17 protein-coding genes and 2 pseudogenes are annotated in these 21,850 nt (G+C 69.3%); 11 read left to right on the top strand and 8 right to left on the bottom strand.

What is annotated here, in order from left to right:
• Positions 1-7: 7 nt before the first annotated feature.
• Together ACSEEN_RS13345 and gltB are read right to left on the bottom strand one after the other, a co-directional pair.
• A complete protein-coding gene (locus ACSEEN_RS13345) occupies positions 8-1,462 on the bottom strand; it encodes a glutamate synthase subunit beta (RefSeq protein ID WP_247865675.1) in 1,455 nt (484 codons plus the stop codon).
• Positions 1,455-6,035 carry a glutamate synthase large subunit gene (gene gltB, locus ACSEEN_RS13350; RefSeq protein ID WP_247865674.1) on the bottom strand — a complete coding sequence of 1,527 codons (4,581 nt, stop codon included), beginning with the start codon at positions 6,033-6,035 and terminating at the stop codon, positions 1,455-1,457. Before gltB ends, ACSEEN_RS13345 begins: the two co-directional genes overlap by 8 nt.
• A gap of 236 nt (positions 6,036-6,271) precedes the next feature.
• Here gltB and ACSEEN_RS13355 point away from each other — a divergent pair, with 236 nt between their 5' ends.
• From ACSEEN_RS13355 to ACSEEN_RS13365, 3 genes are all read left to right on the top strand, one after another.
• Positions 6,272-7,282: an alpha/beta hydrolase gene (locus ACSEEN_RS13355; RefSeq protein ID WP_247865673.1), complete on the top strand. Its 1,011-nt coding sequence runs from the start codon at positions 6,272-6,274 to the stop codon at positions 7,280-7,282.
• 242 nt (positions 7,283-7,524) lie between these two features.
• On the top strand, positions 7,525-7,779 hold the full coding sequence (locus ACSEEN_RS13360; protein WP_298442298.1) for a hypothetical protein: 255 nt from the start codon (positions 7,525-7,527) through the stop codon (positions 7,777-7,779).
• 133 nt (positions 7,780-7,912) lie between these two features.
• On the top strand, positions 7,913-8,152 hold the full coding sequence (locus ACSEEN_RS13365) for a hypothetical protein (RefSeq protein WP_298442300.1): 240 nt from the start codon (positions 7,913-7,915) through the stop codon (positions 8,150-8,152).
• Between the two features lie 23 nt (positions 8,153-8,175).
• Here ACSEEN_RS13365 and ACSEEN_RS13370 read toward each other — a convergent pair whose 3' ends face one another.
• Together ACSEEN_RS13370 and ACSEEN_RS13375 are read right to left on the bottom strand one after the other, a co-directional pair.
• Complete coding sequence (locus ACSEEN_RS13370) at positions 8,176-8,739, bottom strand: hypothetical protein (RefSeq protein WP_298442302.1); 564 nt, start codon at positions 8,737-8,739, stop codon at positions 8,176-8,178.
• Positions 8,729-9,232: a hypothetical protein gene (locus ACSEEN_RS13375; RefSeq protein ID WP_440713422.1), complete on the bottom strand. Its 504-nt coding sequence runs from the start codon at positions 9,230-9,232 to the stop codon at positions 8,729-8,731. The genes ACSEEN_RS13370 and ACSEEN_RS13375 overlap by 11 nt, the downstream gene beginning before the upstream one ends.
• Positions 9,233-9,382: 150 nt before the next feature.
• On the opposite strand from ACSEEN_RS13375, the gene ACSEEN_RS13380 reads away from it, so the two are divergent.
• The 3 genes from ACSEEN_RS13380 to ACSEEN_RS13390 all read left to right on the top strand — a co-directional run bounded on the left by ACSEEN_RS13380 (position 9,383) and on the right by ACSEEN_RS13390 (position 12,600).
• Positions 9,383-9,976, top strand: a complete 594-nt coding sequence (locus ACSEEN_RS13380) for a DUF937 domain-containing protein (protein WP_298442306.1) — start codon at positions 9,383-9,385, stop codon at positions 9,974-9,976.
• Between the two features lie 167 nt (positions 9,977-10,143).
• A complete protein-coding gene (locus tag ACSEEN_RS13385) occupies positions 10,144-11,961 on the top strand; it encodes a DUF2207 domain-containing protein (RefSeq protein WP_298442308.1) in 1,818 nt (605 codons plus the stop codon).
• Between the two features lie 66 nt (positions 11,962-12,027).
• Positions 12,028-12,600 (top strand): LemA family protein, encoded by a 573-nt coding sequence (locus tag ACSEEN_RS13390; RefSeq protein ID WP_247865667.1) that lies wholly within the window; start codon positions 12,028-12,030, stop codon positions 12,598-12,600.
• 157 nt (positions 12,601-12,757) lie between these two features.
• Here the strand turns inward: ACSEEN_RS13390 and ACSEEN_RS13395 are convergent, their stop codons facing one another.
• A complete protein-coding gene (locus ACSEEN_RS13395; RefSeq protein WP_247865666.1) occupies positions 12,758-13,009 on the bottom strand; it encodes a hypothetical protein in 252 nt (83 codons plus the stop codon).
• A gap of 51 nt (positions 13,010-13,060) precedes the next feature.
• Between ACSEEN_RS13395 and ACSEEN_RS13400 the strand changes: the two genes are divergently transcribed.
• On the top strand, positions 13,061-13,462 hold the full coding sequence (locus ACSEEN_RS13400) for a YccF domain-containing protein (protein WP_247865665.1): 402 nt from the start codon (positions 13,061-13,063) through the stop codon (positions 13,460-13,462).
• Positions 13,463-13,555: 93 nt separating this feature from the next.
• Here the strand turns inward: ACSEEN_RS13400 and ACSEEN_RS13405 are convergent.
• The 3 genes and pseudogenes from ACSEEN_RS13405 to ACSEEN_RS13415 all read right to left on the bottom strand — a co-directional run.
• Positions 13,556-15,241, bottom strand: a pseudogene (locus ACSEEN_RS13405) (SulP family inorganic anion transporter); the annotation flags it as partial.
• Positions 15,242-15,263: 22 nt separating this feature from the next.
• Positions 15,264-15,785, bottom strand: coding sequence for a Rho termination factor N-terminal domain-containing protein (locus ACSEEN_RS13410; RefSeq protein ID WP_247865664.1), 522 nt, complete (start codon positions 15,783-15,785; stop codon positions 15,264-15,266).
• A 125-nt stretch (positions 15,786-15,910) separates the two neighbouring features.
• Entirely contained in the window at positions 15,911-17,065 is a 1,155-nt protein-coding gene (locus tag ACSEEN_RS13415) for an N-acetylglucosamine-6-phosphate deacetylase (protein WP_371308179.1), read from the bottom strand.
• Positions 17,066-17,295: 230 nt separating this feature from the next.
• Here ACSEEN_RS13415 and ACSEEN_RS13420 point away from each other — a divergent pair, with 230 nt between their 5' ends.
• From ACSEEN_RS13420 to ACSEEN_RS13435, 4 genes and pseudogenes are all read left to right on the top strand, one after another.
• A complete protein-coding gene (locus ACSEEN_RS13420; RefSeq protein WP_247865662.1) occupies positions 17,296-17,865 on the top strand; it encodes a DUF2812 domain-containing protein in 570 nt (189 codons plus the stop codon).
• Between the two features lie 234 nt (positions 17,866-18,099).
• Positions 18,100-19,443 carry an NADP-specific glutamate dehydrogenase gene (gdhA, locus tag ACSEEN_RS13425; RefSeq protein ID WP_247865659.1) on the top strand — a complete coding sequence of 448 codons (1,344 nt, stop codon included), beginning with the start codon at positions 18,100-18,102 and terminating at the stop codon, positions 19,441-19,443.
• 249 nt (positions 19,444-19,692) lie between these two features.
• Complete coding sequence (locus ACSEEN_RS13430; RefSeq protein ID WP_371308178.1) at positions 19,693-21,162, top strand: circularly permuted type 2 ATP-grasp protein; 1,470 nt, start codon at positions 19,693-19,695, stop codon at positions 21,160-21,162.
• Positions 21,159-21,719 (top strand): annotated as a pseudogene (locus ACSEEN_RS13435) (alpha-E domain-containing protein); the annotation flags it as partial. The gene ACSEEN_RS13430 and the pseudogene ACSEEN_RS13435, both read left to right, overlap by 4 nt.
• Positions 21,720-21,850 lie beyond the last annotated feature (131 nt).

The following is a 21,850-nucleotide window of genomic DNA, read 5'->3' on the forward strand; positions in this document are numbered from 1 at the left end:
CTACGACTTACCGCTGGGCCACCGTGGTCGGCTCGATCGGGGCCGGCAGCTCCGTCGACACCGTCAGGTACGCGTCGACCGCGGCGGCGGCCGAGCGGCCCTCCGCGATGGCCCACACGATCAGCGACTGGCCGCGGCCGGCGTCACCGGCGACGAACACTCCGGGGACGCCGTTGGCCGCGAAGTGTGCGTCACGCGCGACGTTGCCGCGCGGGTCATAGGAAACGCCGAGCTTGTCGAGCAGGTCGCCGCGCTCCGGGCCGACGAAGCCCATCGCCAGCAGGACCAGGTCGCACTCCAGCTCGAAGTCCGAGCCCTCGACCTTCTCGAAGCGCCCGTTCACCATCTTCACCTCGTGCGCCTTGAGCCCGGTCACCTGACCGTTCTCGCCGACGAACTGCTCGGTGTTGACGCTGAAGACGCGTTCGCCGCCCTCCTCGTGCGCCGACGACACGCGGTACATCAGCGGGTACAGCGGCCACGGCGTCACCTCGGCACGCTCGGCCGGCGGGCGCGGCATGATCTCGAACTGGTGCACGATCTCCGCGCCCTGCCGCAGCGCGGTGCCGAGGCAGTCGGCGCCGGTGTCGCCGCCACCGATGATGACGACCTTCTTACCGTCGGCGCGGATCTGGCCGGGGACCTCGTCGCCCACCGCGAAGCGGTTGGACTGCGGCAGGTACTCCATCGCCTGGTGGATGCCGTTCAGCTCGCGGCCCGGGATCGGCAGGTCACGGCCGATCGTGGAGCCGTTGGCCAGCACGACGGCGTCGAACTGGGCACGGAGCTCGTCGACGGTGACGTCGACGCCGACGTTCACCCCGGTGCGGAAGACGGTGCCCTCGGCCTCCATCTGCGCCAGCCGACGGTCGATGATGTGCTTCTCCATCTTGAACTCGGGGATGCCGTAGCGCAGCAGGCCGCCGATCCGGTCGGCCCGCTCGAAGACGGTCACCGAGTGTCCCGCGCGGGTCAGCTGCTGGGCGGCAGCCAGGCCGGCCGGGCCCGAACCGATCACGGCGACGGACTTGCCGGTGTACTCCGACGGCATCACCGGGGTCACGTCGTCGTCCTCGAACGCCTTCTCGACCAGCTCCACCTCGACCTGCTTGATGGTCACGGCGGGCTGGTTGATGCCGAGCACGCACGACGCCTCGCACGGCGCCGGGCACAGTCGCCCGGTGAACTCGGGGAAGTTGTTGGTGGCGTGCAGGCGATCGATGCCGGCGTCCCACCGTCCCTTGTAGACCAGGTCGTTCCACTCGGGGATCAGGTTGCCCAGCGGACAACCGTTGTGGCAGAACGGGATTCCGCAGTCCATGCAACGGCTGGCCTGCGTCTGCAGGGTGCCGCGGTCGAACTTGTTGTAGACCTCTTTGTAGTCCAGCAGCCGCAGTTCGACGGGACGCCGGGTGGGCGTCTCTCGCTCCGTATTCTTGAGAAAACCTCTCGGATCAGCCACGAGCCGCCTCCATGATCGCTTCGTTCACATCTCGTCCGGTGCGCTCGGCGACGTCGATGGCGTCAAGCACTCTCTTGTAGTCGCGAGGCATCACCTTCACGAACTTGGTCTGGGCCACCGCCCAGTTACCGAGGATCTTGGCCGCCACCGGCGACCGCGTCTCGTCCCGATGCTCGGTGAGCATGTCCTGCAGGTACTTCAGGTCATCGTCGTCGAGCGTCTCGAGGTCGACGAGTTCGGTGTTCAGGTTCTGCTCGAACGTGCCGTCCTTGTCGAAGACGTAGGCGACGCCGCCGGACATGCCTGCCGCGAAGTTGCGGCCGGTCTTGCCCAGGACGATCACCCGGCCACCGGTCATGTACTCGCAACCGTGGTCACCGACGCCCTCGACGACGGCCTGCACGCCCGAGTTGCGCACGCAGAACCGCTCGCCCGCGACGCCGCGGAGGAAGATCTTGCCCGCGGTGCCGCCGAAGCCGATCACGTTGCCGGCGATGATGTTCTCCTCGGCGACGAAGCCCGCGGGCGCGTCGACCGACGGCGCGACGACGATCTTGCCGCCCGACAGGCCCTTGCCGACGAAGTCGTTGGCGTCGCCGGTCAGGCGCATCGTGATGCCGCGCGGCACGAAGGCGCCGAAGCTGTTGCCCGCCGAGCCGGTGAGCGCGATGGAGATGGTGCCGTCCGGCAGCCCCTCCGCGCCGTACACCTTGGTCACCTCGTGGCCGAGCATGGTGCCGACCGTGCGGTTGACGTTGGTGATCGGCGACTCGATGAACACGCGGGTGCCCGACTCGATGGCCGGCCGCGCCTTCTCGATCAGCTCGTTGTCGAGCGCCTTCTCGAGCCCGTGATCCTGCTTGCCGGAGCAGTACAGGTCCTGGTTCATGAACGGCGACTCCGGCATGGTCAGGATCGGCGTCAGGTCGAGCTTGCCGGCCTTGGCGTCCTTCCAGTGCGCGATGGCCTTGGACGTGTCGAGCGCCTCGACGTGCCCGACGGCCTCCTGCAGCGTGCGGAAGCCCAGGCGCGCCAGCAGCTCGCGCACCTCCTCGGCGATGTAGAGCATGAAGTTCTCGACGAACTCCGGCTTGCCGGTGAAGCGCTCGCGCAGCAGCGGGTTCTGCGTCGCGACGCCCACCGGGCAGGTGTCGAGGTGGCAGACGCGCATCATGATGCAGCCCGAGACGACCAGCGGCGCGGTCGCGAAACCGAACTCCTCACCGCCGAGCAGCGCGGCGATCATCACGTCGCGGCCGGTCTTGAGCTGACCGTCGACCTGCACGACGATCCGGTCGCGCAGACCGTTGAGCAGCAGCGTCTGCTGGGTCTCGGCCAGGCCGATCTCCCACGGGGCGCCGGCGTGCTTGAGCGAGGTCAACGGGCTGGCACCGGTGCCGCCGTCGAAGCCGGAGATCAGCACGACGTCCGCGTGCGCCTTCGAGACGCCCGCGGCGACGGTGCCGACACCGAGCTCGGAGACGAGTTTCACGTGAATCCGAGCGGTCGGGTTCGCGTTCTTCAGGTCGTGGATCAGCTGCGCCAGATCCTCGATCGAGTAGATGTCGTGGTGCGGCGGCGGCGAGATCAGGCCGACGCCGGGCGTCGAGCCGCGGACCTCGGCGACCCACGGGTACACCTTGTGCGGCGGCAGCTGGCCACCCTCGCCGGGCTTGGCACCCTGCGCCATCTTGATCTGGATGTCCGTGCAGTTGGTCAGGTAGTTGCTGGTGACACCGAACCGGCCCGACGCCACCTGCTTGATGGCACTGCGCCGCCAGTCACCGTTCTCGTCGTGGCTGAAGCGCCGCGGATCCTCGCCGCCCTCACCCGAGTTGCTCTTGCCACCGAGACGGTTCATCGCGATGGCGAGGGTCTCGTGCGCCTCGGCGGAGATCGAGCCGTAGCTCATCGCGCCGGTCGAGAACCGCTTGACGATCTCGCTGGCCGGCTCCACCTTGTCGAGCGGGATCGGATCCCGGTCGCCGAAGTTGAAGTCGAACAGACCGCGGAGGGTGCCGATCCGCGCCGACTGGTCGTCGACCAGCTTGGTGTACTCCTTGAACACCGAGTACTGCCCGGTGCGCGTGGAGTGCTGCAGCTTGAAGACGGTCTCCGGGTTGAAGAGGTGGTACTCCCCCTCGCGCCGCCACTGGTACTCGCCGCCGACCTCGAGTTCGCGGTGCGCGCGCTCGGACGGCCGCTCGCTGAAGGCGAGGGCGTGCCGGGCGGCCACCTCGTCGGCGAGCTCGTCGAGCCCGATGCCGTCGAGCTGGCTGCGCAGGCCGGTGAAGAACTCGTCGACCAGTTCCTGGCTCAGGCCGATGGCCTGGAACAACTGGGCGCCGTTGTACGACGGGACCGTCGAGATGCCCATCTTGCTCATCACCTTGAGCACGCCCTTGCCGGCGGCCTTGATGTAGTTGGCGCGTGCCTTGGCGAAGTCGGCCGGGCTGGTGATGGCACCCGAGTTGATCATGTCCTCGATCGACTCGAAGGCCATGTACGGGTTGATCGCCGCCGCGCCGAAACCGATCAGCAGCGCCATGTGGTGCACCTCGCGGGCGTCGCCGGATTCGACGACGATCGAGGCGCGGGTCCGCGTCCGCTCGCGCACCAAGTGGTGGTGCACGGCCGCAGTCAGCAGCAGCGACGGGATCGGTGCCAGGTTCTCGTCGGACTCACGGTCGGACAGGACGATGATCTGCGCACCGTCCGCGATGGCGGCCGACGCCTTGGCGCGGACGTCGTCGAGCGCCTTGCGCAGGCCGGCGCCGCCCTCGGCGACCGGGTACAGGCCGTGGATGTGCACCGACGGGAAGCCGCTGGCCTCGCCGTCGATGTCCACCAGCTGGGCCAGCTCGTCGTTGTCGAGGATCGGCTGACGCAGCACGATCTGCTTGGCCGACTCCGGGGTCGGGTGCAGCAGGTCGCCCTCGCTGCCCAGCCGGTGACCGATGCTGGTGACGATCTCCTCCCGGATCGCGTCGAGCGGCGGGTTGGTGACCTGGGCGAAGAGCTGCTGGAAGTAGTCGAACAGCATGCGCGAACGGGCCGACAGCACCGCGATCGGGGTATCGGTGCCCATCGAGCCGATCGCCTCGGCGCCGCTGGCCGCCATCGGCTCCACCAGCAGGCGCAGGTCCTCGTTGGTGTAGCCGAAGAGCTGCTGCCGGTGGGCGACGCGCGCGTGGTTCATGTGCACGTGCGGGCGCTTGGGCAGCTCCTCCAGGCGGACCTGGTTCTCGTCGAGCCACTGCTGGTACGGGTGCTCGCCCGCGAGGTAGTCCTTGACCTCCTCGTCGTCGACGATGCGGCCCTGCTTGGTGTCGACCAGGAACATCTTGCCCGGCTGAAGGCGCTGGCGGGAGACCACGTCGGCCGGGTCGATGTCGAGCACGCCGACCTCCGAACCCAGCACGACCAGGCCGTCCTTCGTGACCCAGATGCGCGACGGCCGCAGACCGTTGCGGTCGAGCACGGCGCCGACGTAGCTGCCGTCGGTGAAGCAGACCGAGGCCGGGCCGTCCCAGGCCTCCATGAGCGCCGAGTGGTACTCGAAGAAGGCGCGGTGCTCGGGCTTCATGTCCTCGTGGCGCTCCCACGCCTCCGGAATCATCATCAGCACGGCGTGCGGCAGGCTGCGGCCACCGAGGTGCAGCAGTTCCAGCACCTCGTCGAAGCGGGCCGTGTCCGACGCGCCCGGGGTGCACACCGGGAAGATCTTCTCGGCGGCACCGGCCCCGAAGGCACCCGTGTCGATGAGCGCCTCACGTGCGCGCATCCAGTTCTCGTTGCCGGTGACCGTGTTGATCTCGCCGTTGTGGGCGACCCGCCGGAACGGGTGGGCCAGCGGCCACGACGGGAAGGTGTTGGTGGAGAAGCGCGAGTGGACCAGGCCGAGAGCGCTCTCCACGCGCTCATCCTGCAGGTCGAGGTAGAAGTCGCGCAGCTGCGGGGTGGTCAGCATGCCCTTGTAGACCATGGTCTGGCCCGACAGGCTCGGGAAGTACGCGGTCTCGCGGCCGGGGCCGTCCTGGCCGGCGCCCTTGTTGCCGAGCTCGTACTGGATGCGCTTGCGGACCACGTACGCCTGCCGCTCCAGGTCCATGCCCGACGCGCCGCCGATGAACACCTGGCGGAAGGTCGGCATGGCGTCGCGGGAGAGCGCGCCGAGCGAGGCGTCGTCGACCGGCACCTCGCGCCAGCCGAGCAGCTCGAGGCCCTGATCGGCGATGATCTTCTCGATGCCGTCGATCGCCTCGGTCACGTCGCTCGCCGACTGCGGGAGGAACGCGATACCGGTGGCGTAGTCGCCCTCGGCGGGCAGCTCGAAGTCGACCACCTCGCGCAGGAAGCGATCCGGGACCTGAATCATGATCCCGGCGCCGTCACCGGTGTTCGGCTCGGCACCGGCCGCACCGCGGTGTTCGAGGTTGACCAGCGCGGTGATGGCCTTCTCGACGATGTCGCGGCTGCGTCGTCCATACATGTCGACGACGAAGGCAACGCCGCACGCATCGTGCTCGTTGATCGGGTCGTAGAGCCCGACGGGCCCCGGCAAGTGCATCATGGATCTGCCTACTCCGTACGCCACGCTGCGCACTCATACGTACTGGAGAAGCCCCGGAAGAATCAGCGCGAGTGCGCTGCCGGGGAGATCAGCTTCGTTGCTGGCCCGCTCGGTGAACAAATCATCGAGCGCAGTGCTACTTATTCTGCCACGGCCGCGACCCCGGCGGCAAAAGCGGCCGTCATCGCGACGAAACACCACCGTAATGAGGCAGATCAGTCGTATCGTCTCATCCCATGGGCGATACCGAGGTGGCCGACGGACTGACCGGACGTGGATCCGTGCGCGCCCGCACGCTGAACGGCTATGTGTGGCGGGCGGCTCGCCCGGCGATCGGCATCGCCGGGCACGTCCCGGTGGTCGGGCCGTGGGGGGTGACGGTGGCGCGACCCGCGCTGAACACCTCCCTATCGGCGATCAGCCCGGTCCCCCGCGGCACCCGCAGCACCGGGTTCCGGGCGGCACACGACGGCGGGCAGGTGCGCGGCGAATGGGTGCACGAGGCCGACCGGTTCGGCGGCGGCATCCCGGACCCGGCGAGCGGTCGCAGCGTGCTGTACTACCTGCACGGCAGCGGGTATCTGATCTGCTCGCCACGCACGCACCGGGGGCTGGTCGCCCGGCTGACCCGGCGATCCGGGATCGGCGCCTTCAGCCTCGACTACCGGATGGGACCGCGGCACCGGTTCCCCGCCGCGGGCGACGACGCCGTGCGCGGCTACCGCTGGCTGCTCGAACGCGGTTTCTCCGCGGATCGGATCGTCATCGCCGGTGATTCCGCGGGCGGCCACCTGGCCCTGGACGTGCTCGCGTCGAACCATCGCGACGGGGTGCCGCAGCCCGCCGCGATGCTGATGATCTCGCCGCTGTACGACCCGAGCTTCGAACTCGCCTGCGCCCTGGAGCGCTCCGGCGTCCGCGATCCGCACATCCACGCCGCCGGCGCCCAGCGCCTGCTGTCGATGTACACCGGCGACGCCTCCCCCGATCATCCGCGGATGCGCGTCGCCCTGACGCCCGACATGGACCTTCCCCCCACCCTCATCCAGTTCGGCGGCCGCGAGGTGATGGCCGACGACGCCCGCACCATCCACGCGAATCTCCGTGCGGCTGGCGGCGATTCGACCCTCCAGGAGTGGCCCGGCCAAGGGCACGTCTTCCAGATGTTCCCGTACTTCACCCCCGAGTCCCGAAAAGCGGTCCGGGAGGCGAAAGACTTCCTGGATGCGCATGTCGTGGGCGGCTGAGCTTCCGCCGGCCGGGTCTCCGATGCCGAGCCCCATCGCCGGCTGAGCCTGTCGAAGCCCCCCGCCCCCGAATACCGAGTCACGGGGGACGATTCCCGTCGTGACCCGGCATATGGGGGTGGCCGACCGCCTCGTGACGATCGAGCGGAGTCGAGACCACCCACCCCGACGGTCGAGCCTCCGCCCCACCGATCCCCGATCCTGCACAATGACACCACCGACGCCGAGCCGAGGAGCACGCCATGGGTTCCCCTTTGACGCCGCGCGAGCATTCGCGCGCAATCCGGATCGCCCGGCGTTCGGCGATCGAATCACGTCATTCGCTGTTCCTCATCGCCCCCATCCAGTACCGCAGGTACGTCAAATCCACCGACGGCACACCGATGAGCTGGCCGGAGTGGCACTGGCACTACCGCGCGGCCTACCGGGGCACCCCGTCGATCCGCGGCGGCTACAACACCCCGGATCGCTCGAGTCAGGCCTCCGCCTTCGATTGACGGCGCTCGCTCCTGCGCGGATCGGCAAGGCGCTGACGTCACGCGATCCGGCTCGGAGCGCGGCCGCCGCACGACACGAAGAACGCCCCACGACACGTAATCTCAGGGTCAGCAAGGGAAGAGGTGCGACGACGTGGCGACCGAACTGACTCCCTACGAGCGATTGCGCGCGATCCGGATAGCTCGTCGTGCCGCATACGAATCGCAGCACTCGGTGTTCCTCACCGCGCGAATCCAATATCGCCGGTACATCAAGACCACCACCGGTACACCGATGGACTGGCCGGAGTGGCGCAGGCACTATCGCGAGACGCCGTCACCCGAGCGCCCCAACGACACCCTCGCCCCGCATGAGGGTACCGACTTCCAGTGAAGGTTCTCCCGCCGCGCGCCCGGTCACCCGTCGACGTTCCTGGTCCATCGGCGTCGCATTCTCTGCCAATCTCTCCTGGCGAGTGATTCGACGAACCTCTTCTGCACACGCCAGCGCGTCTTCCACGCGTGATCCATGTCGCTGCCCGGCTGCAGGAGTGCCGCATCGCCGCTTTCGCACAGCAACGAAAGCAGCACGGCCAACCCGCGGATCCGCCGGAGAGGCGCACGCGGTCGCGCCGCGCGCCGCGGATCGCCACCCGCGATGTACACGATGCCGACCCACTCCTCCGGCGGAAGGTCACCGCACGCCCGCGTATGGGCCAGTGAGTACAGCCACGACGCGACGTCGTGATTCGCCTGGATGTCGCCGAGCTCGTCGTCCACCGCGGCCAGCCTCGCAGTGGCGGTCAGGACGAGGTGCTCTTCGATCTTCTTGATGAACTTCGACGACGTGCCCTCGGCCGCGGCCAGCGACTCGAGCACCTCGTCGAGGTCACCCGTCCAGCAACTGTCGATCAGGTCTGCCGCCCACCAGCGCACCGCCTCGCGGTCGGTCACCGTAGTCGTGCCGGGGTCAGTGGTCATCGTCGTCCCACGCGCCGTTCCGGTCATCGGTCACGTACCTCTCCTTCACCGAGTCCCGGTCCTCACGCAGGCCCTCGTCGTCGACCGGTGAGAGGACGGCGACGAGGGCGAGCGCTCCCGGGATCAGGTACTGTTCACCGCCGTGGTGAGACCGCTCAGGGTCAACGAGACCCGCTGCGATCGAGTACATGTCCTCCGGACCGACCCCGCACATCTCCCACACCTCCTGCCCGGTGACCGAGACGAACCGGTTGAGACGGGCAGCGTCGACTCCGTCCGGGAAGCACCCCCGCAGGCGGTCGCGCGCGGTGAGGAGGATGTCGAAACACAGGTAGTCCAGGAATTTCGAGTTCTCGGTCTTCGTGTAGTCGAGTCCGTCGATGACCTCTGCGACGAAGTCGAATGAGCCCCCGTCTCGCAGGTACCCGATGGTCTCGATCAGGAAGTCCGACGCCTGATTCCGCACCGACTCCGGCACGCCCTTGATATTCATCCGCCACGCCCCCCTCTGCCCCGGTCCCCGGTATCTCCGACAACCCTCGCATACGGGCGTCCGGCCGAGCCTGGTGAAACGCCTCGAAGGCACGTGCGAGAATCCGAGTAGCCGCGGCACCGGCCGCACCGAAACAAGAGCGAGAGCACCATGGCCGACCTGAACGACCTTCTCAACCGCCTGCCCATCGACGACATCGCCAAGCAGGTCGGGGCGAGCCCCGACGAGGTGCGTGCCGCCGCGGCGGCGGCGCTGCCGACGATGGTCGCCGGACTCGCGGCGCAGACCGGGGACGAGACGTCGTCGGAGAAGCTGGCCGGGGCGCTGGCCGAGCACGACAACGACCTCGCCCAGGGCGACATCGACGTGACCCAGGTCGATACCGCGGACGGGCAGAAGATCGTCGGGAAGCTCTTCGGCGATCAGGCCGACACCGTCGCGCAGGGCATCAGCGGCGCGGTGCCGGCGGCGGGCGTCGACCAGGGCCTGGTCAAGAAGCTGCTGCCGATCCTCGCGCCGATCGTGCTGAGCTACGTGATGGGGCAGTTCACCGGCAAGAAGGGTGGCGCGCCGGCGTCGGGCGGGCTCGGCGACATCCTCGGCGGCCTGCTGGGCGGCGGATCCGGCCACTCCGGCGGACTGGGCGACATCCTCGGCAGCGTGCTCGGCGGCGGCACCAAAGGCACCGCCAAGAACGACAACCCGCTCGGGTCGATCCTCGGCTCCATCCTCGGCGGCAAATAGCGCCCGAAACACTCCGCGGATCGGCGCGCCACGCCGTCCGGTCCGCGGATCGGCGCGCTCGGCGAGCGGATCCGCGGAATGGGCCGACGGCCACGGGACCCGATCGCACTGGGTGCCAAACATCGGAGTGCCTCGACCGGGCCGTCACCGAACCATAGGATCGACCCATGAAGCGCGTCCTGCTGTCGCTGGCGGTGCTGATCCTCACGGTCTTCGGGGTTCTGCTGCCGCTGGTGAACTTCTCGTCGTCGTCGGGCTCGGTCGCGGCCGACCCGGTGACGATCACCGACTACCGGGCCGACGTCACCGTCGACAAGAACGGTGACCTGCAAGCCACCGAGCAGGTCACCGCCGACTTCCCGAGCGGCCGGCACGGCATCTACCGGTTCTGGGACATCTCCGACACCAGCAACCGCGGTGTCCGGTACCCGCCGCGCGACATCTCCATCAGCCTCGACGGCTCCTCGGTCCCGTACGAACTCAGCTGGGAGCAGGGCAAGCGCTACCGGGTGGCGAAGATCGGCGACGCCGACCGCCTGGTCAGCCCCGGCAGCCACACCTATGTGCTCAAATACCGCATCACGGGCGTCCTCGCGAACGGCGGTAGCGCCGCCCACCGCGGCGACACCTCCAGCTGGGGCAGCGATGCGACGTCGCGGCTCATCTGGCGCGTCGTCGCCGACGGCTGGCAGATGACGATGCAGAAGACCGAGAGCACCATCCACCTGCCCGCCGAACCGCTGTCGTTCACCTGCGCCACCAACCGCGGGATCGACTGCACCATCAGCAGCCCCGATCCGAACACCCGGGTGGTCACCACCGGCGAGCTTCCGCCGATGACCGGCGTCGCGGTCCGCGCCGATCTGCCGTTCCCGGCGCCGTCGCGCACCATGCTGCCCTGGTCGATCCGCTTCGATCCGATCCTCGGCCGGTCCGTGGCGGGCCTGATCGCCGCGCTCGTCATCTCCGCGCTCACCTTCGGCGTCGGCCTCTGGTGGACCCTCCGCAGCCGCGAGACCCCGCCGCTGCGCCCGGTGATGTACGGCCCGCCGGAGGATCCGCAACAGGCAGGCAAGGTCCTCGGCCCGGCGCAGACCTTCTACGTCGCCAACGAGGCCATGCCCAAGCGCGCCCTGGTGGCGACGCTCTTCCACCTCGCCGAGATCGGCGCCGTGAAACTCGAACGGCACGGCGGCGACTGGGCCGTGCACTCGCAGGCCACCCCCGAGGTGACGGCCCGCCTCGATGCGGCCGACCAGGCACTGCTGGCGACGCTCGGCCTGAGCACCCCCGGCAGCACCTTCTTGGCCGACGGCTCCGTCTCCGCCGGCCAGACGCTGAAGACCAGCCAGGGCTCGCTGGAGAGCGCGGTCAAGGGCTGGGGGGCGTCGAGCGGCACCGTGGTGAGCAGCAATTCGGAGAACATCGGGCGCCTGCTGGTCGCGGTCGCCTTCGTGATCGGCGCGGGCCTGCTGATCTTCGGCGTCCTGCCCGCCACCGTCTGGGCCCTGCCGTTCGCCGGGTTCGCGATCGGCGGCGCCGGACTCTGGACGTCCGGCGTCGGCACCCGCCGCACCCGGCTGGGCCGCGAGGTGTGGTCGCGGGCGGCCGGCTTCGAGCGTCTGCTGTCGACCCGATCCAACCAGGAACGACTCGACTTCAGCGCCCGCAAGGACCTGTTCACCGACTACATCCCGTACGCCATCGCCTTCGACTGCGCGGACGCCTGGGCCGACAAGTACCGGTACGCCACCGGCCAGGAACCGCCCGATCCGGTCTGGTTCGGCGGCGGCTTCTACACCGCGCACGGCATCGGCGGCTTCGGCGCGGGCGGTTCCGCGTTCGACAGCTTCGAGTCGAGCCTCAACTCCTCGCTGTCGGCGTACTCCGCGTCGCAGTCGTCGTCGAGCAGCGGCGGAGGCGGCGGCTTCGGCGGCGGATTCTCCGGTGGCGGAGGCGGCGGCGGAGGCGGCGGGTCGTGGTGACGCCGCGCCGGTCTCCCCGGAACCACGCATAATGTCAGTCAGTCCCCGAACCGGAAGAGACTTCCCATGAGCACCGCCGTCATCATCCTCATCGTCGTAGTCGTCATCATCGTCCTGCTGGTCCTCTTCGGGATCATGGGCTTCAACAAGCTGCGCAAGGCCGACATCGCTGCCGAGGAGGCCATGGGCGGGATCGACGTTCAGCTGACCCGCCGCGCCGACCTGATCCCTAACCTGGTCAACACCGTGAAGGGCTACGCCTCACACGAGGCCGGCGTCCTCGAGGCCGTCACCGCCGCCCGGGCCGGCCTGCAACAGGCCGCACAGGGATCCGACGTCGCCGCGAAGGCCGCCGCCGAGGCGCAGATGAGCGGCGCACTGGGCCGGCTGTTCGCCGTCGCCGAGAACTACCCGCAGCTGCAGGCCGCGCCGAACTTCATGGCGCTGCAGACCGAGCTGGCCGAGACCGAGAACAAGCTGTCGTTCGCGCGGCAGTACTACAACGACGCGGTCTCCCGGCTGAACCAGCTGGTCAAGACGCTGCCGTGGATGTTCTTCGCCCCGATGGCCGGAGTCAAGGCGCGCGAGTTCTACCAGGCCCCGGCCGGGAACACGCAGGTCCCGAACGTCCAGTTCTGAGTTCCGCACGCAGCCGGATTCCGTCCCACCACCTGCTTTCCTTACCACCCACCGCAATAGAGCGGGTGCGGGAACGGGATCCAGGTGGACGAACGGAATCCGGGTGTGGGGACGGAGTCCGGGGAAAGCCGGGAGCTGGGGAAAGCCTGCGCCGGGGTCAGGGTTCCCAGCGGTCGTGGTTCGACGGGTAGCGCACCCGGAGCACGCTGTACAGGTAGGTGCTGACCAGCAGCAGGGCGACGGAGCCCAGCGCCCACCACAGCCAGCCGTTGAGCAGGGTGTCCCGGACCGCGGCGATCAGCCACAGCAGCACGAAGGCGATGGTCGCGAGGGTCGCCAGAAAGCGCACGACCAGTACGGGCGTCGCCAGTGCCGACCACAGAGCCTCGCGCCCGGGTCTGTTCGTCATGGGCCAACCTTAACCGCTCACGACCCGCTCATCCTGGCGCACAATGGACCCGTGAAGACGATCCTGAACATCCTCTGGCTGGTGCTGTGCGGCTTCTGGATGGCGCTGGGTTACGCGCTGGCCGGCATCGTGTGCTTCATCTTCATCGTGACCATCCCGTTCGGGATCGCGTCGTTCCGGATCGCCAACTACGCGCTGTGGCCGTTCGGGCGGACCGTCGTGCGGAATCCGAGCGCCGGAACGCCGTCACTGATCGGCAACGTGATCTGGGTGATCGTCGCCGGTATCTGGCTGGCCATCGGCCACATCACCACCGGGCTCGCGCTGTGCTTGACCGTCATCGGCATCCCGCTGGGCATCGCGAGCTTCAAGATGGTGCCGGTCTCGCTCCTTCCCCTCGGGGTGGACATCGTCAGCAACGACGACCCCCGGGCCCTCGTTCCCGCCTACTGACACCGGCTGCCGGTGGTGGGTCCGGCGTGCGACGACGTCGACGCCCGCGTGCTTCTTGCGCGTGCCGTCCTTCTTGTACCCGTACTCCTTGCGGTAGGCGCGGATCGCGTCGCCGACGGTCGGATACAGGCGGTGTGGCTCGAAGTCCTCGATCAGCCGGGCCGTCCGCAGCGACTCGGTCAGCTCCGGGGTGACGCCGGCGAGGATCAGTTTCGCGTGCAGCCCGTGCAGGAAGTCGATCAGGTGCTTCAGCTCGTGAGCGGCGGAGTAGTCGACGTCGGAGATCGCCGAACAGTCGAGCACCAGCCACCGCACCGGATCGGGCGCCCCCTTGACCAGCCGCATCACGCTGTCCGAGAACCGTCCGATGTTCGCGTAGAACAGGTCGGCGTCGTACCGGAAGACGATCAGGCCGGGCATGGTCTGGTGGCCGGGCCGCGCGCTCTCGTACACCCGGCGGCCACCCTTCCCGACCCCGACGACGAACCGCTCCGGCCGGTACTGGCGGTGGATGATCTGCAGCAGCGAGAGCACCATCGCGCTGATGATGCCGGTCAGCACGCCGAACCAGATCACCGTGACCGCGGTGACCACCGCGATGACGAATTCGATGCGCCGGATCCACCAGATCCGGCCGAACGCGGTCACGTCGATCAGGTCGATCCCGACCACGAAGACGATCGCCGCGATCACCGCCTTGGGCAGATGTGCGAGCGGCACATTGAGGGCGACCGTGGCGATCAGCACCACCGCCGCCATCACCAGGTTGGTCACCTGGGTGCGCCCGTGCTCCTGTTTGACGATGGCGGTCTTGGTGGGGCTGCCGTTGACCACGAAGGCGCCGGTGAAGCCGGCCGTCAGATTGGCCGCGGACAGGCCGAGGATGTCGCGGTTGACGTCGACCACGTCGCCGGACTGCTGCGCGAAGCTCCGGGCGGTCGCCGCGCTCTGCGCCAGGATCACCAGCATGCAGCCGAAGGCGATGGTCATCACCAGCGGCAGCCGGGCCAGCAACTGATCGGTCGGCAGGGAGACCGTCGGCAGTTTCCCGCCGAAGTCACCGACGACGCCGACGCGGCGGTCCCAGCCGCACGCCCAGCACACCGCGATCGACACGATCACCATCACGATCGGCACCGGAACCGGCAGCTTGCGCGGTGACAGCCGCACCCCGACGATCGCGACGAGGGTAGCCAGCGCGAAACCCAGTGACCACCAGTTGATCTCGCCGAGCGAGGTCAGCACGTGCCACCACTTGACCAGCACGTTCGGATTCTCCGCCTCGGTGTGGCTGATGCCGAGCATGCCCGGGAGCTGCTCGGTGAGCACCAGGAAACCGACCCCGGCGAGGAAACCGACCTGTACCGCCGGCGACAGGAAGTCGCCGAGGAAACCCAGTCGCAGCAGCCGGGCGATGAGCAGCATCAGCCCGGTGGCCACCGCGATCAGTCCGGCCCAGCCCAGCCAATCGGCGGTGAACGGGGCCAGCCCGGCGATCGACAGGCCGGCGATGCCCGAGGCGAGCAGCGCGGCGGTGGCCGAATCGGCGCCGACCACCATCATCTTCGACGACCCGATCAGCGCGAACGCGATGGTCGGCACGATCATCGCGTACAGGCCGGCGCTGACCGGGACCTGCGCGATGGAGCTGTATCCCATCGCCTCCGGAATGGCGACGGCGGCCAGCGCGATGCCCGCGAAGAGATCGGCACGCAGCCAGGCGGGCCGATAGCCCCGCAGGGCCGGCGGGGTCAGTGCGCGCAGGATCCGATGGCTCACCGGCCCCCTTCCGGCAGGAGAATCAGGCGAGCGCGGCGATCAGCTCGGCCTTCTTCATGGTGGAGTAGCCCTTGACGCCCTTGGCCTTGGCTTCGGCGCGCAGCTCGGCGACGGTCTTGGCCTTGGCGGCCGGCTTCTTCGCGGGAGCCGGCTTCTCGGCAGGAGCGGACTTCTTCGCCGGTGCCTTCTTCTCGGCCGCGGCGGGCTTCTTCTCGGCGGCCGGCTTCGCGGCGGTCTTCGCCGGAGCGGGCTTCTTCTCCGCCTGCTTAGCGGCGGGCTTGGCCGCGGCCTTGGTGTCGGCGGCCTTCTTGGCCGCGGGCTTCTCGGCGGCGGCCGGCTTGGCGACGGCGGCCTTCTTCTCGGCGGCCGGCTTCTTCTCGACGACCTTGGCCGGCTCCGTCTTCGTCTTCGTCGACGCCGCGGCGGACTTGTCCTTGCCCCGCCCGGTCATCTGGTCCCGGAGCGCCACCACCTCGTCGCTGACGCGGCGGATCTCCTTCTCCAGTCGCTTGATCACGCTCTCGGTGCGGCTCTTCGGACTCATCGCTACCCCTTTTTCGGTGTGTCTCGGGCGGTCGGTCGAGGGTCGACCTGCCCCATTGTGACCCGCGCCGACGCCGATGCCCAGCAACCCGGCCGCATTCGCGCGGGTGACTCCGGCGAAAGCGGTCACCGCTCGCAATGCACGTGGACCACCGCAAAGGCGTCGTCGACGACGACGAAGTCGGCGCGGCGCCCCACCTCCAGGACCCCGATGTCGGGGCGGCGCAGCGCCCGCGCCTGATTGCCCGCGGTCATCTCGGTGAGGCCCACCAGCGCGGCATCCGGCAGTCCGTCGTCCCCGGTCAGACTCTCCGCGCCCCGCCGGAAGAGCAGTTCCATGTTCGCGGTGCTCCCGGCGATCGCACCGCCGTGCCGCAGCCGCGCCACCGCGTCGACGACGTCCACGTCGAGCGAGCCGAGCCGGTAGGCGCCGTCGGCCATCCCGGCGGCGGCCATCGCGTCGGTGACCAGCGCGACGCGCCGGTAGCCGACGGCCTGTTGCAGGTCGCGGACCAGGGCCGGGTGCAGGTGGACGCCGTCGCCGATCAGTTCGACCAGGACTCGGGGGTCTTCCAGCAGGGCGAGCGCCGGGCCCGGCTCCCGGTGGCCGAGGGGGGCCATCGCGTTGAAGAGGTGGGTGGCCACCCGGGCACCGCGGTCGATGGCCTCGCGCGCCTGGTCGTACGTCGCCTCCGTGTGACCGACGGCCACCAGCACGCCGGCGTCGGCGAACCGGGCGACCGCCGCCATGCCGCCCGGCAGCTCGGGCGCCAGGGTGACCATCGCGATGGTGCCGCGGCCGGCCGCCAGCACCCGGTCGATCTCCGCCGGCTCGGGCGCCCGCAGGGCCTCCGGGTCGTGGGCGCCGCAGCGATCGGCGCTGATCCACGGACCCTCCAGGTGGATGCCCGCGCTGATCCCGGCCTCCACCAGGTCGGCGAGCCGCGCGACGATCGCCAGCAGGTCGTCGGGTTTGGCGCTCACCGTGCTGGTGATGGTCGTGGTGGTGCCGTGCCGGCGGTGGAAGGCCGCTGCCGTCTCGACCTCGTCGGCGAGCCCGTCCGTGTACGACGCGCCGCCGCCCCCGTGCACGTGCAGATCGACGAATCCGGGCACCACGGTGCCGCCGGGGAAGTCGAGCCGCGGGCCGTCGTGCGACGGCGGTTCCCCCGCCCCGAGTCCGGTGATCCGGCCGTCGCGGGACCGCAGCCAGCCCGGCCGCAGGACGCTCGCACCCGCCACGATCGCGCTCGCTGTGACCAGGGTGCCGTCGCCGCTCATGCTCACCGACCTTAGTTCGCGCGGCACCCGGTGACCGGCGGATCGGCGCGGACCGATCCGTTTCCGGGGGCCGTCGGGCGCCGCCGCCCGAAATCTCCTCCGCCACAGCCGATCCGGCGCTGAGACGTTCGTTACGTTACGTCTCAGTAGCCTTGCCTTCCGGCTCCGCCCGCTCGCAGGATGGAACAGATAGGGACGTCTGTTCCACCCCGGATGCAGGAGGTACTCCGATGACTACGACCGCCTGGCTGGCACCCGTCCGCCACCTGTCCCCCGATTCGTTCGAGCTCTACCTGGAGCGCCAGGCCGCCCGCGGTCGGCACGTCGCCGGGATCGACGGCCTCAGCCCGCTGCGTCTGCACTTCGACGACGCCGAGCCCGCCACCGTCCGGTACGTCGTGGACCGCCGCGCCAACCCCGCGCCGATCGACTACTACACGTTCCGCGAGAACCTCGGCTGGGAGCACGTCGGCGTGGTCGCCGACCTGCACCTCTGGCGCCGGGAGTACCACGGCGAACGACCCGCCTCGTTCGTCGGCGACGACATCTACCGGCGGGCCGGCACCTGGAGCGTCGCGCTGGCCGCCGTCGCCGCCCTCACGCTGCTCGGCGCGGTGGCGCTCGGCATCCTGGCCGCCGTCGATCCGGTGACCGGCGCGAGTCCGCGCGATTTCTGGGCCCCGGCGATCGCGCTCGCCGTGGTCGGCGTCGCGTCGGCCGTCGTCTCCCTGCAGCTCAGCGTGTCGCACTACGCCGCGAGCCGGTCGCAGACCGTCGCCATCCAGCCTGACGGCTTCTGACCCGCGGGCCGGCGGACGGCCGGATCACCCGGACGGCGCCCCACTCGCGCCGCCGCGGCGCCGGACCGATGGATCCGGACAAGCCGCGCATCCCTCCTTTTTCGCTGGTCCCGATTTCGGAGAGCGAACCTAACGCCGATACAGTTCAAGCGGAACAAACCGGCCGGACCGGGCGCGACGACGTCCCGGGCCGGAGGCGAACTGCCGCAATGGAGCGGCGAAGGAGTTGCAACCGTGAGTGAATTCAGTGGGCCCCTCCAGGACGTGTACGACGTCGTGATCCGCCGGAACCCGGGCGAGCCCGAGTTCCACCAGGCCGTCGAAGAGGTCTTCGAGTCGCTGACCCCGGTCGTCGACCGCCACCCGGAGTACCTCGACGTACTCACTCGCATGTGCGAGCCGGAGCGGCAGATCATCTTCCGGGTGCCGTGGGTCGACGACGCCGGCAAGCTGCAGATCAACCGCGGTTTCCGCGTCGAATTCAACTCGGCACTCGGCCCGTACAAGGGCGGCCTGCGTTTCCACCCGTCGGTCAATCTCTCGATCGTGAAGTTCCTCGGCTTCGAGCAGATCTTCAAGAACTCCCTCACCGGCCTGCCCATCGGCGGCGGCAAGGGCGGCTCGGACTTCGACCCGAAGGGCCGGTCCGACCTGGAGATCATGCGTTTCTGCCAGAGCTTCATGACCGAGCTCTACCGCCACATCGGCGAGTACACCGACGTCCCCGCCGGTGACATCGGCGTCGGCGGCCGCGAGATCGGTTACCTGTTCGGCCAGTACAAGCGCATCACCAACCGCTACGAGTCGGGTGTGCTCACCGGCAAGGGCCTGTCGTGGGGCGGGTCGCAGGTCCGTCCGGAGGCCACCGGCTACGGCACCGTCTTCTTCGCCTCCGACATGCTCGGCGCCAAGGGCGACAGCTTCGAGGGCAAGAAGGTCCTGGTCTCCGGCTCGGGCAATGTCGCGACCTACGCGATCGAGAAGGTCCACCAGCTCGGCGGCACGGTGATCGGCTGCTCGGATTCGTCCGGCTACGTGATCGACGAGAAGGGCATCGACCTCGGCATCCTCAAGGAGGTCAAAGAGGTCCGGCGTGCCCGCCTGAGCGAATACGTGGAACTGCGCGGAAACGGCGCCACTCTCGGCACCGAGGGCAGCCTGTGGCACGTCCCGGCCGACATCGCCCTGCCGTGCGCCACCCAGAACGAGCTCGACGCCGACGACGCCGCCGCGCTCGTGAAGAACGGCTGCCTGGCCGTCGCCGAGGGCGCCAACATGCCCACCACCCCGGACGCGATCAAGATCCTGCAGGGTGCGGGCGTCGCCTTCGCCCCGGGCAAGGCCGCCAACGCCGGTGGTGTGGCGACCAGCGCCCTGGAGATGCAGCAGAACGCCTCGCGCGACTCGTGGAGCTTCGAGTACGCCGAGGAGCGGCTGCGCGGCATCATGGGCGCCCTGCACGACAACTGCCTGGCCACCGCCGCGGAGTACGACGCTCCCGGCGACTACGTGGTCGGCGCGAACGTCGCCGGCTTCACCAAGGTGGCCGACGCCATGGTCGCCCTGGGCGTCATCTAGTGTCGCACTGAGAACGACGATCTCGGCGCGCCCCGCGAACTCCGCGGGGCGCGCTGTCGTCTTCCGGCGGCTCGACAAGGCCCGGGGCTTCGACGCTCCTCGCCCCAGGGGGCTCGCCGCACTCGGACGGCGGCGCAGCCTACGACCCGCGATCGACGAGAACGCGGATTTAACATCGCGCCGCTGGTGCAACGTCGACGACACATTCCGATCACACAGCGCGCCGTTGGCAGCGGCACGATTCTCGCTATGAACGCGCTGCCCACCCCGACCTCCGCGGCCGCCTTCGCCCACTACGCCGGCGGCATCGATCAGTCGGCACTCGATGAGATGTTCCGCCCCGACGGCACCGTCCGGCCGTCGTACCGCGGTATCGCGACCGCCCTGTCGGAGATCGAACCGGCCGACCTGAGCGCCCGGCTCGAGGCCCTCGGCCGGGCCTTCATCGACCAGGGCGTCACCTTCTCCCTCTCCGGGAAGGAGCGCCCGTTCCCGCTCGACCCGGTGCCCCGGGTGATCAGCGCCGCCGAGTGGACCCGCCTGGAAGCCGGTATCGCACAGCGCGTCCGGGCGCTGGAGATGTTCCTCGACGACGTCTACGGCGAACAGCAGATCCTGTCCGACGGCGTGATCCCGCGCCGGCTGATCAACTCGTGTGAGCACTTCCACCGGCAGGCCGCGGGGATCCGCCCGCCCAACGGGGTGCGCATCCATGTCGCCGGGATCGACTTGATCCGTGACGAGAACGGCGAGTTCCGGGTCCTGGAAGACAATGTGCGTTCGCCGTCCGGGGTGTCGTACGTGATCGAGAACCGGCGGACCATGGCCCGGGTCTTCCCCGACCTCTTCGCCGCGCATCGGGTCCGCGCGGTGCGCGACTATCCGCGGCATCTGCTGCGCGCGCTACGCAGCGCCGCACCGTCGGGTGTCAGCGAGCCGACCGTCGTCGTGCTGACGCCCGGTGTGGCCAACTCCGCGTACTTCGAGCACTCGCTGCTCGCCCGCCAGATGGGCGTGGAACTGGTCGAAGGCCGTGACCTGTTCTGCCGCGACAACGTGGTCTACCTGCGCACCACCGACGGCGAGACCCGCGTGGACGTGATCTACCGCCGCATCGACGACGAGTTCCTGGACCCGATGCAGTTCCGGCCGGATTCCATGCTCGGCGTCGCGGGACTGGTCAACGCCGCCCGGGCGGGCAACGTGGTGATCTCCAGCGCGGTCGGCAACGGCGTCGCCGACGACAAGCTGATCTACACCTACGTACCGGAGATCATCCGCTACTACCTGGATGAGGAGCCGCTGCTCGACAACGTCGAGACGCTGCGCTGCTGGCTGCCGGACGAGTGCGCCGAGGTGATCAGCCGGCTCGGCGAGCTGGTGGTGAAGCCGGTCGAGGGCAGCGGCGGCTACGGGATCGTGTTCGGTCCCCGCGCGACCCGCACCGAGCTCGACGAACTCGCCGCCAAGATCCTGGCCAACCCGCGCGGATGGATCGCCCAGCCGATGGTCTCGCTGTCGACCAATCCGACCATCATCGGCGACGACGTGGAGCCCCGCCACGTGGATCTGCGGCCCTTCGCCGTGAACGACGGCGAATCGATCTGGGTACTCCCCGGCGGCCTCACCCGGGTCGCGCTGACCAAGGGCTCGCTGGTGGTGAACTCGTCGCAGGGCGGCGGGTCCAAGGACACCTGGGTGCTCGGAGGGGAACGATGATGCTCGCGCGGAACGCCGACTCCCTGTTCTGGATCGGACGCTATGTGGAACGCGCCGACGACACGGCCCGGATCCTGGACGTGTCCGTCCAGCAACTCCTCGAAGACCCGACGGTCGACACCGACGCGATGGTGAGCCATCTCCTGACCGTGCTCGGCATCGACCCGGGCGACGGCCCGCATTCGGTGTGGACGCTGGCCGATCGGGTGGCCTACGACCGTCTCGCACCGGACTCCATCGCCGGTATCCTGCACGCCGCCCGGGAGAACGCCCGCGGTGCCCGGGAGGTGATCTCCAGCGAGATGTGGGAGTGCCTCAACGCCACCTACATGGGCCTCGGGGACGCCGAACGACGGGCGCGGCGGCTCGGCCCGCACGACTTCCTCACTCATATCAAGGGCCGCGCCGCGATGTTCGCCGGGCTGACCGATGCCACGCTCAGCCACGACGACGGCTACAGCTATCTGCTGCTCGGCCGGTCCATCGAACGCGCCGACATGACCGCGCGCCTGCTGCTGACGCCACGCGGCGACCAGGCCGGCGTCACGTCGTGGATGGGTGGGCGGTGTCATACCGTCGTAGCAACACTGCAGGCCACGAGGGGTTGCGGGTAGCGCGGTAGGAGACCCTGGGTGGGGCTGGGACGGATGATGTTGACGGTGGCGGACCGGACGGAGATCGCGGTCGG

This window comes from Gordonia marina (assembly GCF_052036135.1).
In the GTDB taxonomy this organism is placed as follows: Bacteria; Actinomycetota; Actinomycetes; order Mycobacteriales; family Mycobacteriaceae; genus Gordonia.

Excerpts from the sequence above, each read along its gene's own strand:
- ACSEEN_RS13375 (WP_440713422.1), bottom strand. The coding sequence starts at position 9,232 with ATGAATATCAAGGGCGTGCCGGAGTCGGTGCGGAATCAGGCGTCGGAC.
- ACSEEN_RS13415 (WP_371308179.1), bottom strand. The coding sequence starts at position 17,065 with ATGAGCGGCGACGGCACCCTGGTCACAGCGAGCGCGATCGTGGCGGGT.
- ACSEEN_RS13370 (WP_298442302.1), bottom strand. The coding sequence starts at position 8,739 with ATGACCACTGACCCCGGCACGACTACGGTGACCGACCGCGAGGCGGTG.
- ACSEEN_RS13380 (WP_298442306.1), top strand. The coding sequence starts at position 9,383 with ATGGCCGACCTGAACGACCTTCTCAACCGCCTGCCCATCGACGACATC.
- ACSEEN_RS13390 (WP_247865667.1), top strand. The coding sequence starts at position 12,028 with ATGAGCACCGCCGTCATCATCCTCATCGTCGTAGTCGTCATCATCGTC.
- ACSEEN_RS13420 (WP_247865662.1), top strand. The coding sequence starts at position 17,296 with ATGACTACGACCGCCTGGCTGGCACCCGTCCGCCACCTGTCCCCCGAT.
- ACSEEN_RS13430 (WP_371308178.1), top strand. The coding sequence starts at position 19,693 with ATGAACGCGCTGCCCACCCCGACCTCCGCGGCCGCCTTCGCCCACTAC.
- ACSEEN_RS13410 (WP_247865664.1), bottom strand. The coding sequence starts at position 15,785 with ATGAGTCCGAAGAGCCGCACCGAGAGCGTGATCAAGCGACTGGAGAAG.
- ACSEEN_RS13385 (WP_298442308.1), top strand. The coding sequence starts at position 10,144 with ATGAAGCGCGTCCTGCTGTCGCTGGCGGTGCTGATCCTCACGGTCTTC.
- ACSEEN_RS13395 (WP_247865666.1), bottom strand. The coding sequence starts at position 13,009 with ATGACGAACAGACCCGGGCGCGAGGCTCTGTGGTCGGCACTGGCGACG.
- gltB (WP_247865674.1), bottom strand. The coding sequence starts at position 6,035 with ATGATGCACTTGCCGGGGCCCGTCGGGCTCTACGACCCGATCAACGAG.
- ACSEEN_RS13360 (WP_298442298.1), top strand. The coding sequence starts at position 7,525 with ATGGGTTCCCCTTTGACGCCGCGCGAGCATTCGCGCGCAATCCGGATC.
- ACSEEN_RS13355 (WP_247865673.1), top strand. The coding sequence starts at position 6,272 with ATGGGCGATACCGAGGTGGCCGACGGACTGACCGGACGTGGATCCGTG.